This window comes from Brevundimonas sp. (assembly GCF_016463485.1).
GTDB lineage: Bacteria > Pseudomonadota > Alphaproteobacteria > Caulobacterales > Caulobacteraceae > Brevundimonas.
In genome coordinates, this window is record NZ_JAEMRD010000086.1 from 1 (window position 1) to 14,495 (window position 14,495).

Below are 14,495 nucleotides of genomic sequence, written 5' to 3' on the forward strand. Positions count from 1 at the left end.
GCCCCTGCCCGCCCCCGTCATACCCGGCCGTCCCGACCCGGCCAATGCGGGCATGGTCGCCGACTGGATCGAGTACGGCGTCAATCTGGCCCTGTCCGGACAGGCCTCGGGCCTCGTCACCGCCCCGATCGCCAAAGCCCCCCTCTATGCCGCCGGGTTCCGCTTTCCCGGCCATACCGAGTTCATCGCCGAACTGACCGCCGATACGCCCATGCCCGGCACGCGCGGCCCGGTCATGATGCTGACGGCCAGGGACCTGCGCGCCTGCCTGGTCACCATCCATGTCGCCCTGGATCAGGTGCCCGAGCTCGTCACCACCGAGCGCGTCACCCGCACCGCCCGCGTCGTGCACGAATCGATGAAGCGCGACTTCGGCCTGGTCTCGCCCCGCATCGCGCTCGCCGCACTCAACCCCCACGCGGGCGAGGGCGGCGCGCTCGGCCTTCAGGAGATCACCGTCCTGAGACCCGCCGTCGAGATCCTGCGCCGCGAAGGCATCGACATCACCGACCCCAAGCCCGCCGACAGCCTGTTCCACGACGAGGCCCGCGCCGGCTATGACGCCGTGGTCTGCCTTTACCACGACCAGGCCCTGATCCCGGTCAAGACGCTGGACTTCTGGGGCGGCGTCAATGCCACCCTGGGCCTGCCCATCGTCCGCACCTCCCCCGACCACGGCACCGGCTTCGACATCGCCGGCCAGGGCCTCGCCCGCCCCGACAGCCTGATCGCCGCCATCCGCTTGGCAACCGAGATGGCCGGAGCGCGCGCGAGGTGACTTTACCGAACCGTCCGTGTCATGATGCGCCATCATGACCGCCCTGGAATCCAACGCATTGCTGACCCGCTTCTCGCGAGGCGACATCTCGGCGATCGAGGTCCGAAAAACGCTAGGCGACGTGACCTATGGCGACCTCTTCCGAATGCTGGCCGACGCTCGCCTGGCTCCTCCCAGGCCCGCATCGACTGGCCGAGAGGAGCAATTGGCCAGGGCTCGGGCGTGGATGTTCCCTCGCCATGGCGAGTAAGCTCAAGATCTTCGTCGTCGACACCGGCCCACTAATCACCCTCGCCGCCGCCGGCTCGCTCGACTACCTCCTGTATGTGGACGGGGCGGAGATCGTGATCCCGGACGCCGTGCTTTATGAGGCGACTCACGATGCCTCGCGTCTTGGCGCTTCCGATATCCTGGCCTGGGCTCAGGATCATCGTGACCGCGTCGAGTTCGCGCCGACGCAGGCCTACCGGATCTTCGACGCCGCGCGGGCCAACGACCCTGGTGTTCGCCAGCCCAATCTCGGCGAGCAGGCTGCCGTTGAAATCATCGAACAACCCGGCCGACTGGGCCCCGACGAACAAGGTGTCCTCTTATGCGAGGAAAGCGCCGTCCTTCGGCGCATTACCGTCCTCGATCGCGACAGGATCGTCGAGATCAGCACCGTCGACTTCCTGAATATCCTTGAGCAGGAAGGTCGTATCCAGTCCGTTGATGCGGTTCTTGATCTCGCTCTGCAGGCCGGTCGAAAGCCAGGCTCAAAGCAACATCTGCCCGACAAGTCATCCGACCTCCAGAATGCGATCCAGAACCTGGTGCGGCGTCCGAGCGCAACGTGACCATGACCCCTGACGCCCTCCCCCCTCTGCGCGAATCCCTCGAGGCCCACGGCCTGCTGGCCAAGAAGAGCTTCGGCCAGCATTTCTTGCTGGACCTCAACATCACGCGAAAGATCGTCCGCCTCGCCGGGCCGTTCGACGGCCGCGCGGTGATCGAGGTCGGCCCGGGCCCCGGCGGCTTGACCCGCGCCATCCTCGAAAGCGATGCGGGCCCGGTCGTCCTGGTCGAAAAGGACCCCCGCTTCGTCCCCCTGCTGAGCGAACTCGACGACGGTTCGGGCCGCCTGACCATCATCCAGGCCGACGCGCTGAAGGTCACCGAGGCCGAGCTGACCACCGGCCCGACTCACCTCGTCTCCAACCTGCCCTACAACGTCGGCACGGCCCTGCTGATCAAATGGCTGACGGGCCCGTGGACGCCCTGCGCCCTGACCCTGATGTTCCAGAAGGAGGTCGCCGAGCGGATCGTCGCCGCGCCCGGAAACGGCGCCTACGGCCGCCTCGCCGTCATCTCCCAGGCCGTCGCCGAGGCCCGCATCGTCATGCATCTGCCGGCCGCCGCCTTCACCCCGCCGCCCAAGGTCGCCTCCGCCGTTGTCCACCTGATCCCCAGGGCCGACCGCCCGGACCGCGAGACCCTGAAACGGCTCGAGACCATCACCGCCGCCGCCTTCGGCCAGCGCCGCAAGATGCTGCGCTCCAGCCTCAAGACCCTGGGCGGCGCTGCCCTGTGCGAAGCCGCCGCCATCGACCCCGACGCCCGCGCCGAGACCATCGACCTGGCGGGTTTCCTGCGGCTGGCGGAGGCCGTCAAATGACCATCGAACCCTTCCGCGCCATCACCATCAGCCGCCTCGCTCACGCCCTGAAGGCCGAGGGGCGCAGCGTGATCCATATGGAGTTCGGCCAGCCCTCGACCGGTGCGCCCGCCGCCGCGATCGCCGAGGCTCACCGCGTTCTCGACGCCGACGCCATGGGCTATTGGGAGAGCGCCCCGCTCAAGGCGCGCATTGCGAAACTGCACCTCGACCGCTACAGCGTCTCCGTCGATCCCGACCGGCTGCTGCTGACCAACGGGGCCTCGCCCGCCCTGGTCCTGGCCCTGGCCTCGCGGTTCCAACCCGGCGACCGGATCGCCATGGCCCGGCCCGGCTATGTCGCCTATCGCAACACGGTCAAGGCGCTGAAGATGACGCCGGTCGAGATCGCCTGTGGTCCCGCGGAACACTATCAGCTGACGGCCGCCGCCCTGTCGGCCCTCGATCCCGCTCCCGCCGGGGTCATCATCGCCAGCCCCGCCAACCCGACCGGCTCTGTCATCGCGCCCGACGAAATGGCCGCCATCGCTGCCGTTTGCGCCGCCCGCGACATCGCCGTCATCTCCGACGAGATCTACCACGGCCTCAGCTACGTCGGGCCCCAACCCTCCATGCTGCAGTTCGCGCCCGACTCCATGGTGATCAACTCCTTCTCCAAATACTGGAGCATGGCGGGGTGGCGGCTCGGATGGCTGCTGGTCCCGGCCGATCATGTCGAGACCGCTCGCGCCTATATCGGCAACCTGTTCCTGACCCCGCCCTCGCTGAGCCAGCATGCCGGCCTGGTCGCCATGGACTGCGTCGACGAACTGGAAGGGCACATCGACACCTACCGCGCCAACCGCGCCCTGATTCTGGACGCCCTGCCGTCGCTGGGGCTGAAGACCATCGCCCCGCCCGACGGTGCCTTCTACATCTGGGCCGACATCGGCCATCTGACCGACGACAGCGTCGCCTTCTGCGAGCAGTTGCTGCGCGACACGGGCGTCGCCACCGCGCCGGGCGTGGACTTCGATCCGGTCGAGGGCCCCCATTTCATGCGCTTCAGCTTCGCCGTCTCGACGCCACAGATCGAGGAGGCGTTGAACCGTCTGCGCCCCTGGTTTGCCGCCCGCGCTCAGGAGGCCCAGGGTTAACGCCCTGACAACGTGCAACGTCCACTGTGGCGCGAACGCTCTTGCGAGCCCCGTGCGAACCGTGACCAAATCCGACGATGATTTCTGCGACGCCATACGATCGGCCAGAACGGGTGCGGACCTGACGCCGTGACCCAGTTCGTCCCGACCCGTCAGCTTCGCTTCTTCATGACCGCGGTCGCGCCCTGCCCCTATCTGCCGGGGATGACCGAACGCAAGGTGTTCGCCAACCTGCCGTTCAGCGACGGGGCGCATGTCAATGACGAGCTGACCCACGCGGGTTTCCGCCGCAGCCAGAACATCGCCTATCGCCCCGCCTGCGAGGGCTGCGACGCCTGTATCTCGGTCCGCCTGCCCGTGCCCGAGTTCGCGCCCACCCGGACCCAGCGCAGGATCGTGGCCCGGAACGCCGACCTGTCGCGCGACCTGGTCGAGGCCGAGGCGACGATGGAGCAGTTCGTCCTGCTGAAACGCTATCTGGCCACCCGCCATCCGGGCGGCGGAATGACTGACATGACCTGGGCCGACTATGTCGCCATGGTCGAGGATACGGCGGTCCGCACCCATCTGATCGAATACCGCCTGCCCTCCACCGACGGCGGCCCCGGCGATCTGGTCGCCGTCAGTCTGACCGACCTGCTCAGCGACGGCCTGTCGATGGTCTATTCCTTCTTCGATCCGGCGATGGAAAAGCGGTCCCTGGGCGTCTTCGCCATCCTGGATCACATCCGTCAGGCGGCAGCCGTGAACCTGCCCTTCGTCTACCTGGGCTACTGGGTCGAGGGCTCGACCAAGATGGAATACAAGGCCGGCTTCCGGCCGATGGAAGTGCTCAAGCCGCTGGGATGGACGCGGCTGGACGTCTAGGCTTTCCGCAGCCTGACGGGGGCCTTCGGTCCACGTACGATCAGACCCTTGGCCTCCAGGTCCAGCTGGACGCATTTGGCCCACCATCCGGCCGTGTCGCCGCCAGGAAAGAGCGCCTCGGGCAGTCTCGGCAAAAGTGCGCTCTTGATCTCAGCGGGCGTGGCACCCTCACCATCGGCAGGTAGGACTGCGAGGTAGGCGGCGCGCATCGCCAGATACTTGTCGGCGTCGACACGCTGCACGTGCCCCGGGCTGGTGAAATTCTCGACTTCGATCTTGTCTTTGGCCATCACGAACGCCTTCAGCTTGTCGGGACTGCGGTCCCATAGGTCGTGGTCGGAACCGCCGTCACGGATACGCCCGCCTCCAGCGCGTCGGGATCCCAGGGCCCCTGATCCCGCCCGCCCGCATACTCCACCAGCGCCGCGATCCGCTTCTCGATCGGAGGATGCGTCGCGAACATCTCGTCGACGAGGTTGCCCTTCTCGGGTTCGTTATCCAGGAACATCCCCTGAACGTCGTCTGGCGCGCGCACGTAGGAGCGGCCGGAGATCTTCCTCAGCGCCGAGATCATCGCATCCGGGTTCTTGGTCAGCTCGACCGAGCCCGCATCGGCGACGAACTCGCGCGTCCGCGACAGCATCAGCCGGATCACGATCGACAGTGCGAACCCGATCGCGGCGATGATCAGGCCGACGGCGATCAGCGCGCCTGCGTTCTTGTTCTTCCTGCCCCCGCCCCGGACATAGAACAGGCCGCGAAAGATCAGCTGGGCGATCACGCTGATGATGCCGGCGAAGATCGAGGCGATGACCATGGTCCGCACGTCCTTGTTCAGGATATGGGTCAGCTCGTGGGCCAGCACGGCCTCGATCTCGTCGCGGTCCAGCGCCTGCATCAGGCCGGAGGTCACGGTGACGCTGTAGTGACCCTCGGACAGGCCCGAGGCATAGGCGTTCATCGTGTCGGTCTCGATGATCCGCAGGGTCGGCGTCTTGATCCCGCGCGAGATGCACAGGTTTTCCAGCAGGTTGTAGAGCTCCGGCTGGTCCTGGCGCGTAACTTTCCGGGCCCCGGTCATGGCGTCGATCATGGCCTGGTTGCCGAACCAGGCGATGGCGAACCAGACGCCGGCGACCACGAGCGCCAAGGGAATCGTCCCGGCCAGCATCGACGCCGCCATCCCCATGTCGGCGCCCAGCGACTCGCCGGAGTTGGGCAGGAAGCCGAACCCCATCAGGATCAACTGCAACCCGTACAGGATCAGCACCAGCAGCACGGGGAACCCCGCCAGCAGCACGATCGACCGGGTGTTGTTGGCCCAGATGTGGGTCTTGAGCCCGACGGCGCCCATCGCGGATGAGCCCCTAGAACTTCACCGACGGCGGGGCGGCGGTCATGGCGGCGCGGTCTGCGGCATCCACCTCGAAGAAGGGCTTTTCGCTGCCGAAGCCGAACATCCCGGCGAACAGCACGGTCGGGAACTGGGCCCGCACCGCGTTGAACTCGCTGACTGCGTTGTTGAAGAACCGGCGCGCCGCCGCCAGCTTGTTCTCGATGTCCGACAGCTCGCGCTGCAGTTCCAGGAAGTTGGTGTTGGCCTTCAGGTCCGGATAGGCCTCGGCCACCGCGAACAGCTTGCCCAGGGCCGCGGTCATCATATTGTCCGTCGCGACCTTGTCGTTGACCGAGGTGGCACCGGCCGCCGCCGCCCGCGCCTGGGTCACGGCGGCCAGGGTCCCGGCCTCATGCGAGGCATAGCCTTTCACCGTCTCGACCAGGTTGGGGATCAGGTCGTTGCGCTGCTTCAGCTGCACGTCGATGTCGGCGAACGCCTGGTCCGCGCTCTGGTCCAGGGCGACCAGCCGGTTGTAGGCCCCGATCACCACGAAGGCGATTATGGCGATGATGACGACGACGACGATCAAGGCAATCATGACGACCCTCCAGTTAGATCCCGGGATTATCGCGCGAACACCGGCCGTCGAATAGCGAAATCGGCGTCAGATCGCGTCAGTGGCCTCGACGCGTCGATCGCGACAAACTGCCCCGATGATCGCCCTGACCCTCGCATCCGTCCTGGCCCTGACGTCCCAGTCGGCCGCCGACCGGGCCGACTACATGACCGCGCTGATGTGCGGCGGCGTCTTTCGCCACGCCGGCGAGGTCGTCGTCCGCTATGGCGGCGGCTCGGCCCAGCCGTCGAACGAGGCGGCCGACCTTTGGCGCGATCTGGCCTACATCTTCGGGCCTCCGGTCGGCTACGACCGCGCCGCGACCGACACCTCCCTGGCCAATCAACTCAGGCAGCAACGCCTGGCTTGGGACGTCCCGCTCGCCAATCCCGAAAGTCGACGCGCGACGCTGGACCATATGAACGGCGAGCAGAAGGGCTGCACCGACAGCCTTCGCGACATGGCCGCGCGTCGGGGCTTCGCACTGGAATGAGCCTTGTCGCCCTCCTGCTGTCGGCAACGGTCCAGGCGGCACCCGCCGCAGACCGGATCACCTATGAGCAGATGGTCGGCTGTGCCGCGACTTTTCGGATGGCCTCGGCGGCGGCGGGTCTGGCCGGTGATGCCGAGCTGCGTCAGGCGGGTGTGACGGCCGCCGTGGCCTACGACAACCTGGCCTATCTGTACGGCGAGCCGCTGGGCATCCTGAATGCCGACACCGACGCCGCCATCCGCACCGATGTCGATCGCCAGATCGCCCTCTATGGACCCGGGCTGAACCGTCGCGCGCCGATCATCCTCCAGGCCATGGACGGCGACCAGCGGGTGTGTCGCGCCCTGTCCGAGCGCATCGCCCGCGAAGCGACAGAGGCGGTCGAGGCTGCAACCCCCGCCGACTAGGCGACATACGCATGCGTGGAGTGCGTCGCGACGGCACGGGAAATGTCACCCGTGCCAAAAAAGACGTGACACAAGGGACATTACCAAACGTCCAAAATCATTTGAAATCAGTACGTTACAAAAACTTCGTTCCTGAACCGCGCCGGATTATGCGAAATTGGGACGGCTGACCTCGTAACGGCTCGCCTCGTCGCATTGTCAAAGACCTCGCGCCAAGATGGCGACAGTCATGGCGGATGGCAAGACCTTTTCGAGATTATATTCCTATAACGTCGCCGGCTCTGGATGCTGTTCTCTGGACGTCGATCGTCCCTAGCGGAACTTGCGCAATCCCCTGGGCCCCATCCGCCCCGTCTGCGCGCGCTTGCCCAGCCAGTCCTTCCAGTCCGGCCAGTTCCGCCTGCGGCCGCCACCGTCCGCCCATTCCGGTCCGGTCTCGGCGCTGAACACCGTGATGTCCTGCAAGCCGCCGCCCTTGTAGGCCTGTAGCTTGACCCCCTTGCCGCGTCCCATCTCGGGCAGTTCGGCGACCGGGAAGATCAGGGTCTTCAGATTGTCGCCCAGAACGGCGACCTGATCCGCCGCCCCGAGGCGCAGCAAGGCCTTCAGCTCGCCGTTCAGCACCTGTTTGCCGCCGCGCTTGGACGCGATCAGGTCGTCCTCGAGGGCCACGAACCCGTAGCCGTCGCGTGACGCCACCAGCACCTTCTGCCCCGGCTGATGGGCCATGACGGCGACGATCTCGGCCTTCTCTTCCAGCTCGATCATCAGCCGCAGCGGCTCGCCATGGCCGCGCCCGCCCGCCAGCTTGTCGGCCATCAGGGTAAAGACCCGCCCATCCGACGCCGCGACCAGGATCTTGTCGGTGGTGTACCCCGGCACCAGGAAGCCCAGGCTGTCGCCCTCCTTGAACTTCAGCTCGGACGGATCCTCGACCTTGCCCTTGGTCGCCCGGATCCAGCCCCGTTCCGACAGGATTACCGTGATGGCCTCGCGCGGAATATAGGCTTCGGGCGCTGTGAAGGCCGATGCATCCACGGCTTCCGCGATCGTCGTCCGACGCGGCGAGATCATCGCCTTTCGCACGTCCTGCAGGCCCACGATCATCAGCTTGTTCTGCTTGGCCGGCGACCCGATCATCGCCTTCAGCCCGGCCAGCTCGGCGGCCAGTTCGGCGTATTCCTTCTCGATCGCCATCTCCTCGATCCGCGCCAGCTGGCGCAGCCGGGTGTCGAGGACATAGTCGGCCTGCATCTCGCTCAGGCCGAAGCGCGCGATCAGCACCGCCTTGGGCTGCTCCTCCTCGCGCACGATGCGGATGACCTCGTCCAGGTTCAGGAAGACGATCCTGAGCCCTTCCAGCAGGTGCAGCCGCTTCTCGACCCGCTCGATCCGCCAGTTGGCCCGCCGGATCAGCACCACCCGCCGGTGATCCAGGAAGGCCTGGAGACACGGCTTCAGCCCCATCACGCGCGGCGTGCCCGTGGCGTCCAGCACGTTCATGTTGATCGGGAACCGCACCTCCAGGTCCGACAGCCGGAACAGGCTTTCCATCAGGGCCTCGGCCTCGATGGTGCGGCTCTTGGGTTCGAGCACCAGCCGGATGTCCTCGGCCGACTCGTCGCGCACATCGGCCAGCAACGGCGCCTTCTTCTGTTCGATCAGCTCGGCCAGTTGTTCGACCAGCTTGGACTTTCCGACCTGGTACGGCATCTCGGTGACCACGACCTGATAGCCGCCGCGCTCCAGCGGAACCCGCTCCCACCGCGCCCGCAGCCGTACCCCGCCCCGGCCCGTCTCATAGGCGTCCAGGATCGCCGCATGGCCCTCGACCGCCACCCCGCCGGTCGGGAAGTCCGGCCCCGGCACGATGGTCGCCAGCTCCGCCGTCGTCGTCTCGGGGTTCTCCAGCAGCACTAGGCACGCGTCGATCAGCTCGCCCACATTGTGCGGCGGAATGGAGGTCGCCATCCCCACCGCGATCCCCGACGAGCCGTTGGCCAGCAGGTTCGGGAACCCGGCCGGCAGCACCACCGGCTCCTCGTCCTGGTCGTCATAGGTGGGTTTGAAATCGACCGAGTCCTGGTCGATGCCGTCCATCAGCAGCACCGCCGCCGCCGTCAGCTTGCACTCGGTGTAGCGCATGGCCGCAGCGTTATCGCCGTCGATATTGCCGAAATTTCCCTGGCCGTCGACCAGCGGATACCGCTGCGAAAAGTCCTGCGCCAGCCGCACCAGCGCGTCATAGATCGAGGCGTCGCCGTGCGGGTGATAGCCGCCCATCACCTCGCCGACGACCTTGGCGCATTTCCTCGCCGCCGCCTGCGGGTTCAGCCGCATCTGGTGCATGGCGTACATGATCCGGCGGTGGACCGGCTTGAACCCGTCGCGCACGTCCGGCAGCGCCCGGTTGGTGATCGTAGACAGGGCATAGGCCAGATAGCGCCGGCTCAACGCCTCGCTCATCGGCTCATCGACGATACGTCCGCCTTCGGGGGGCGGTGGTGTGTGGATGGTCATGCGGTCAGCGAATCACTCAGTCGGATCGCTGAGTCTAGCGCGTTCTAGCCGACTACCGCCTGCATCCCGGCCAACAGACTGGCTGCGGTGATCGGTTTGGCGACGTGCAGGTCGGCGCCGGCCAGACGCGCGTCCTCCTGATGCTCGGCCATCGCGTTGGCGCTCAGCATGATGATCGGCGTCGGTGCCGACCGCTGCTCGGCCTCCAGCGCCCGGATCGCGCGCGTCGCGCTCAGCCCGTCCATCAGCGGCATCTGCATGTCCATCAGCACCAGGTCGAACCCGCCGCCGGCGAATACCGCCACCGCCTGGGCTCCGTCGTCCACGGTGACCAGGTCTACGTCCTGGTCCGACAGGATCATCTGCACCACCCGCTGATTGACCGGGTGATCCTCGGCCAGCAGCACCCTCAGCGGCCGGTCCGCCGGGCGGGCTGACAGCGTTTCGAGCCGGTTCAACCTCGCTGGCTCGGGCTCGGTCCGTTCCAGCGGCAGGCGAACCGTGAACCGGCTGCCCAGGTTCGGCGTCGAGGTCGCCGAAATCTCGCCGCCCATGATCTCGACCAGCGAGCGGCAGATCGACAGCCCCAGCCCGGTTCCGCCGAACCGGCGCGTGATCGAGCCGTCGGCCTGGCTGAACCGCTCGAACATCCGCTCGGCGTGTTCCGACGGGAAACCGACCCCGGTGTCGCGAACCTCCAGCGTCAGGGTGTGCCGCCCGTCGTCGCCCAGCGTGTCCTCGGTGACCTGGATGTGGACGCTCACCCCGCCCCGCGCCGTGAACTTCACGGCGTTCGACAACAGGTTGCCCAGCACCTGGCGGATGCGCGTGCTGTCGCCGACGAAGGCGCCGCGCGCGGCCTCGTGGCGCTCGATCTCGAAGGTCAGGCCCTTGTCCTCGGCCTTGGCCCGGTTGACGTCGATGCAGGCGGCGATGGCGTCGTCCAGGTCGAACGGCCGCGCCTCCAGCGTCAATTGCCCCGCCTCGATCTTGGACACGTCCAGGATGTCGGACACCAGCCGTTCCAGCGTCACCCCCGACGACTGCACCAGCCCGACCATCTCGCGCTGTTCCGGAGTCAACTCGGTGCGCGACAGGGCGTCGATGATGCCGATCACGCCGTTCAGGGGCGTGCGGATCTCGTGGCTCATATTGGCGAGGAAATCGGACTTGGCCACGCTTGCGGCCTCGGCGGCGGCCTTGGCCTCGATCAGTTCGCGCTCGGCGGCGACCCGGTCGGTGACGTCGCGCGCCACGCCATAGATCCGGTCACCCATTCGCTGCGCCCGCCATTCGAGCAACCGATAGTGGCCTTCGGCGTGACGATAGCGGTTGATGAAGCCCAGCACCGGGTCGCCCGCCTTGCGGTTCTCGACCTCTTCGACACTGCCCCGCGTTCCGGGCATGTCTTCGGGGTGGACAAGCCGCAGCAACGGCAGCCCCTCCATCTCGTGCGGGTGGTGACCCAGGGTGGTGTGCCAGGACCGGCTGGCCTTGAGCACCCGACCTTCAATGTCGCGCACGACCAGCAGGTCCAGCGACACGTCGAAGAAACTGCTGATCTCGTCGGTCGGAGAAATACGTTCGGGAAAGGCCACGACGACGCCGTCTGAGGCGGTCTCTTCCCGAATCTCTGGCGACGGCACATGAGTCATGCGTGGAGCTGCCTGTTACGCGTCGCTGACAACGACAGGTCACTCATGACACGTCAGGGTTAACCCGCCATTGCGGCATTTCGCTTCGTTTACAACCGACCCGACTCTTTCAGCCGATCGACCATCCACACCCTCGCCTCGGGGATCGGCCGGTTCTGCGGATGGAAGACGAACTGCTCCAGGAAATGCCCGGTCAGGTCCAGACCGGCCCCCACGTCGCCCTCACCCAGACCCGCCTGCGCCCCCAGCATGAAGGGCGGCAGTTTCAGCATCTTGTCGGCATAGGGGGCACCCGCATCGCGCGAGACCGCTCGGCCCGTGCGGGGGCTGACGTAGATCAGGTCGTCCAGCGTGCCCGTCGCCGCGCACCGTGACAGGTCCAGCCCGAACCCCAGATCCTCCAGCAACCCCGCCTCGAACCGCACGAAGATCGCGGGCCAGACCGCCGGGATCTGGAACGCCGTCATCAGCGCCTCGAACGCCAGGAAGGCCCCCGGATGCGGCTCCCGCTCCGGCAGGGCCCCTTGCGCCACCGCCGCCGCCGCGCTCAGTCCGGTCAGGGCCACGGCGTCGTCGAACAGGGCCGCGACCCCCTCGCCCACCGCCTCGAGCCGTGCCGAGCCCAGATGGTCCGAGGTCCGCGCCCGGTAGTCACAGATGACGCGCGACCCGGCCTGCAGGAACGGCTTCATCTTGCGCGACGCGCCTCCGGCCACATAGGCCCCGCGCCGGCCGTGGCTCTCCGTCAGCAGATCGACCACGACGCCCGTATCGCCATGCGCCCGCGCCGACAGGACGAAGGCCTCCTCGTGGAAGTCCATCAGGGCGCCGGATCGGCCTTGATCGCCGCCACGACTGCGTCCGACCGGTCATTAGGCACCGAGAAACTCAGCACATACTGCTCGATCTTCCACTGGCCATCGACCAACCTCAGGACGCCGGACCCCCGCGTCTCGCCGTACTTCTCGTTGACCAGCTTTTCCTCGAACCAGGCCACGCACCGGCAGTCGATCGGCGCGATGGTGATGGTCCGCGCCGTCGCCGGATAGGACCAGCCCTTGCCCGAGGCGAAATAGGGTTCGTACAGCGCCTGGAATTCGGCCCGCGACCAGTGCTCGGACGCATCCGTCCCGATGAACCGCGCATCCGGCGTGAACAGGGCGAAATAGGCCGGGCCGTCGGCGGCGCTCGACGCCGCGTTCAGCCGATCCAGCACGGCGGCGACCTCTGCCTCGGGCGTGGTCGCGGTCTGGAGCGCGAGGGCCAGACCCAGGGCGAGCATCGACATCAGAAGTTCCCGGTTTGTACGCCCTCTTCATAGAGCCCCGGATCGACGACGCCAATGCTGGTGAGAGCGGGAGGCTCGAGATAGCCTTTACCGGGGGGCTACAAAGCGGACATTCTGAATGTCGGCTGTGGGGGGATAGCGGACCTTAGCCGAGCAACGATTGAGCGACGGCAAAGGCGCAGAGCAAGGCTGCCAAAGCGGTCATGATGGGGAGTATTTTGCGCTTACGCTTGAACTCTTCAACGGCCCAACGCCGATTGATCGACATTGCGATCCAGAGACGCGGCCATCGCGTGAGACAAATCATCAGCACGCCGCAGATCGCGAAAAATACGGCTCCCACGTAGTCTGGCTCGCTGGACATGTTGGATCATTTGGCAGCAACGACCTTGGGTCAAGTGTCCGTTCTGGGTCGAGAGCAGTCGTAGGCACCTGTCCTGAAAGCGGACATTGCAGGCTGCCGTCAGGCTTAGCCAACCTCGCGACGCTGATAGACCCAGCCATGTTCGAACAAGTTTTCCCGGGGAAGCTTGTCCACGCTTACGATCAGGTGTTCCCGAATCTGGCAATCTGGGAAGTCAGCGATGATTTCCGTGGCAGCGAAGGACAAGGCCTCGCCTGCCTCATTATCCAACGGCTCGGCAACTATCGTGGTCATCGTGATAGCATCACCGTCGCGACGAACCTTGATCAATCTGACCTTGTGCGAAACCGCCCCAAGAAGCGCCCGTTGGGCTGATAGACGCAAATCAGGGGGCACGGTCATGCCTATTCATCCAACCTTGGGCTCAGGTCTGCAATGGGTCGAAATCAGAAGCTGTGTTGCAAGCAGCAAGACGACCTCCCCTGATTTCGCTCAGTGCCGGCCGACCGCTTACTCCCCGCTCTCCGGCACCGGATAGGTCTCCGGCGTCAACACCTTCGCCAGCGCCACCAGATTGCGCGCCGCGTTTCGCCCCACCCGGTCCGAATAGTCGTGGCCCTGATCCGTCTCGACATAGTCGGGCCCCGGCCCGGGCCCCAGGTGCCAGTAGGTCCAGCTCTGCCCCGGGATGGTGAAGCCCATGTCGATCAGGCCCTGGGAGATGGTGGCGACGATGTTGTGGGCCCCGTCCTCGTTGCCGGTGACGACGATGCCCGCCACCTTGCCAAAGGCGACCGGGCGGCCGCTGTCGTCGGTCTCGCCGAACCAGGCGTCCATCCGCTCCAGCGCCCTCAGCGCCACGCTCGACATCTGACCCAGCCAGGTCGGTGTCGCGAACACCACGATCTGCGCCGCCTTCAGCTTGGCGTCCACCGTCGGCCAGTCGTCGCCGTCGCCCTCGTCGGCCGAGACCCCCGGCTTGATGCTCAGATCGACCAGCCGGACCATCTCCACCTCGGCCCCGCCCTTCTCCAGTTCGGCGATGACGACGTTTGCCAGGGCCTCGGTGCTGGACGTCTGCGGCGACGGCTTGAGGGTGCAGTTGAGGACGACGGCCTTCATGGGGGTGCTCCGGGGTTGAGCGGGACAAACCGGCGAATAGGCCAGGCGTTCCCTTCCTCCCTTGCGGGGGAAGGTGGCAGGCGGAGCCTGACGGATGGGGGGTGAGATCGGGTGCCGGACGTAAGCTCCTTGTTTCCAGAGGTCGCTTCGTGTCGTCGTACCCCCCATCCGTCTCGCTTCGCGAGTCAACTTCCCCCGCAAGGGGGGAACGACCCTATTTAACCGCCCGGTTGACAACGCCCTCCCCACCCCGTAC

The 14,495-nt window shown here is 66.5% G+C and carries 18 protein-coding genes; 8 read left to right on the plus strand and 10 right to left on the minus strand.

Annotated elements, in window-relative coordinates:
• From pdxA to JHC99_RS12300, 6 genes are all read left to right on the plus strand, one after another.
• On the plus strand, positions 1–778 hold a 778-nt coding region (gene pdxA, locus JHC99_RS12275; RefSeq protein WP_292154613.1), incomplete at its 5' end, for a 4-hydroxythreonine-4-phosphate dehydrogenase PdxA.
• A gap of 34 nt (positions 779–812) precedes the next feature.
• On the plus strand, positions 813–1,028 hold the full coding sequence (locus JHC99_RS12280) for a hypothetical protein (protein WP_292154615.1): 216 nt from the start codon (positions 813–815) through the stop codon (positions 1,026–1,028).
• Positions 1,018–1,614 carry a hypothetical protein gene (locus JHC99_RS12285; protein ID WP_292154617.1) on the plus strand — a complete coding sequence of 199 codons (597 nt, stop codon included), beginning with the start codon at positions 1,018–1,020 and terminating at the stop codon, positions 1,612–1,614. Before JHC99_RS12280 ends, JHC99_RS12285 begins: the two co-directional genes overlap by 11 nt.
• 2 nt (positions 1,615–1,616) lie before the next feature.
• Complete coding sequence (gene rsmA, locus JHC99_RS12290) at positions 1,617–2,432, plus strand: 16S rRNA (adenine(1518)-N(6)/adenine(1519)-N(6))-dimethyltransferase RsmA (protein WP_292154644.1); 816 nt, start codon at positions 1,617–1,619, stop codon at positions 2,430–2,432.
• Complete coding sequence (locus JHC99_RS12295) at positions 2,429–3,568, plus strand: aminotransferase class I/II-fold pyridoxal phosphate-dependent enzyme (protein WP_292154619.1); 1,140 nt, start codon at positions 2,429–2,431, stop codon at positions 3,566–3,568. Before rsmA ends, JHC99_RS12295 begins: the two co-directional genes overlap by 4 nt.
• Positions 3,569–3,697: 129 nt before the next feature.
• Positions 3,698–4,435 carry an arginyltransferase gene (locus tag JHC99_RS12300; RefSeq protein WP_292154621.1) on the plus strand — a complete coding sequence of 246 codons (738 nt, stop codon included), beginning with the start codon at positions 3,698–3,700 and terminating at the stop codon, positions 4,433–4,435.
• On the opposite strand, the gene JHC99_RS12305 is transcribed toward JHC99_RS12300, so the two are convergent.
• Genes JHC99_RS12305 through JHC99_RS12315 form a run of 3 tightly spaced genes read right to left on the minus strand, consistent with a single transcriptional unit; the run spans position 4,432 to position 6,372 of the window.
• The gene (locus tag JHC99_RS12305) at positions 4,432–4,725 is read right to left on the minus strand and encodes a hypothetical protein (protein WP_292154623.1); all 294 of its coding nucleotides are present in this window, start codon (positions 4,723–4,725) and stop codon (positions 4,432–4,434) included. The genes JHC99_RS12300 and JHC99_RS12305 overlap by 4 nt on opposite strands.
• Before the next feature lie 11 nt (positions 4,726–4,736).
• Positions 4,737–5,789 (minus strand): M48 family metallopeptidase, encoded by a 1,053-nt coding sequence (locus JHC99_RS12310; RefSeq protein WP_292154625.1) that lies wholly within the window; start codon positions 5,787–5,789, stop codon positions 4,737–4,739.
• 13 nt (positions 5,790–5,802) lie between these two features.
• A complete protein-coding gene (locus tag JHC99_RS12315; protein ID WP_292154627.1) occupies positions 5,803–6,372 on the minus strand; it encodes a LemA family protein in 570 nt (189 codons plus the stop codon).
• A 115-nt stretch (positions 6,373–6,487) separates the two neighbouring features.
• On the opposite strand from JHC99_RS12315, the gene JHC99_RS12320 reads away from it, so the two are divergent.
• Positions 6,488–6,883 (plus strand): hypothetical protein, encoded by a 396-nt coding sequence (locus JHC99_RS12320; protein ID WP_292154629.1) that lies wholly within the window; start codon positions 6,488–6,490, stop codon positions 6,881–6,883.
• The gene (locus JHC99_RS12325) at positions 6,880–7,290 is read left to right on the plus strand and encodes a hypothetical protein (RefSeq protein ID WP_292154631.1); all 411 of its coding nucleotides are present in this window, start codon (positions 6,880–6,882) and stop codon (positions 7,288–7,290) included. The genes JHC99_RS12320 and JHC99_RS12325 overlap by 4 nt, the downstream gene beginning before the upstream one ends.
• Before the next feature lie 312 nt (positions 7,291–7,602).
• Here JHC99_RS12325 and parC read toward each other — a convergent pair whose 3' ends face one another.
• From parC to JHC99_RS12360, 7 genes are all read right to left on the minus strand, one after another.
• Positions 7,603–9,810: a DNA topoisomerase IV subunit A gene (gene parC, locus JHC99_RS12330; RefSeq protein WP_292154633.1), complete on the minus strand. Its 2,208-nt coding sequence runs from the start codon at positions 9,808–9,810 to the stop codon at positions 7,603–7,605.
• Positions 9,811–9,854: 44 nt separating this feature from the next.
• On the minus strand, positions 9,855–11,408 hold the full coding sequence (locus JHC99_RS12335) for an ATP-binding protein (RefSeq protein WP_292154634.1): 1,554 nt from the start codon (positions 11,406–11,408) through the stop codon (positions 9,855–9,857).
• Positions 11,409–11,554: 146 nt separating this feature from the next.
• Complete coding sequence (gene recO, locus JHC99_RS12340; RefSeq protein ID WP_292154636.1) at positions 11,555–12,286, minus strand: DNA repair protein RecO; 732 nt, start codon at positions 12,284–12,286, stop codon at positions 11,555–11,557.
• Positions 12,286–12,753: a nuclear transport factor 2 family protein gene (locus JHC99_RS12345; protein ID WP_292154638.1), complete on the minus strand. Its 468-nt coding sequence runs from the start codon at positions 12,751–12,753 to the stop codon at positions 12,286–12,288. Before JHC99_RS12345 ends, recO begins: the two co-directional genes overlap by 1 nt.
• Before the next feature lie 145 nt (positions 12,754–12,898).
• A complete protein-coding gene (locus tag JHC99_RS12350) occupies positions 12,899–13,117 on the minus strand; it encodes a hypothetical protein (RefSeq protein WP_292154639.1) in 219 nt (72 codons plus the stop codon).
• 105 nt (positions 13,118–13,222) lie between these two features.
• On the minus strand, positions 13,223–13,519 hold the full coding sequence (locus tag JHC99_RS12355) for a hypothetical protein (protein ID WP_292154641.1): 297 nt from the start codon (positions 13,517–13,519) through the stop codon (positions 13,223–13,225).
• Between the two features lie 108 nt (positions 13,520–13,627).
• On the minus strand, positions 13,628–14,239 hold the full coding sequence (locus JHC99_RS12360; protein ID WP_292154643.1) for a flavodoxin family protein: 612 nt from the start codon (positions 14,237–14,239) through the stop codon (positions 13,628–13,630).
• Positions 14,240–14,495 lie beyond the last annotated feature (256 nt).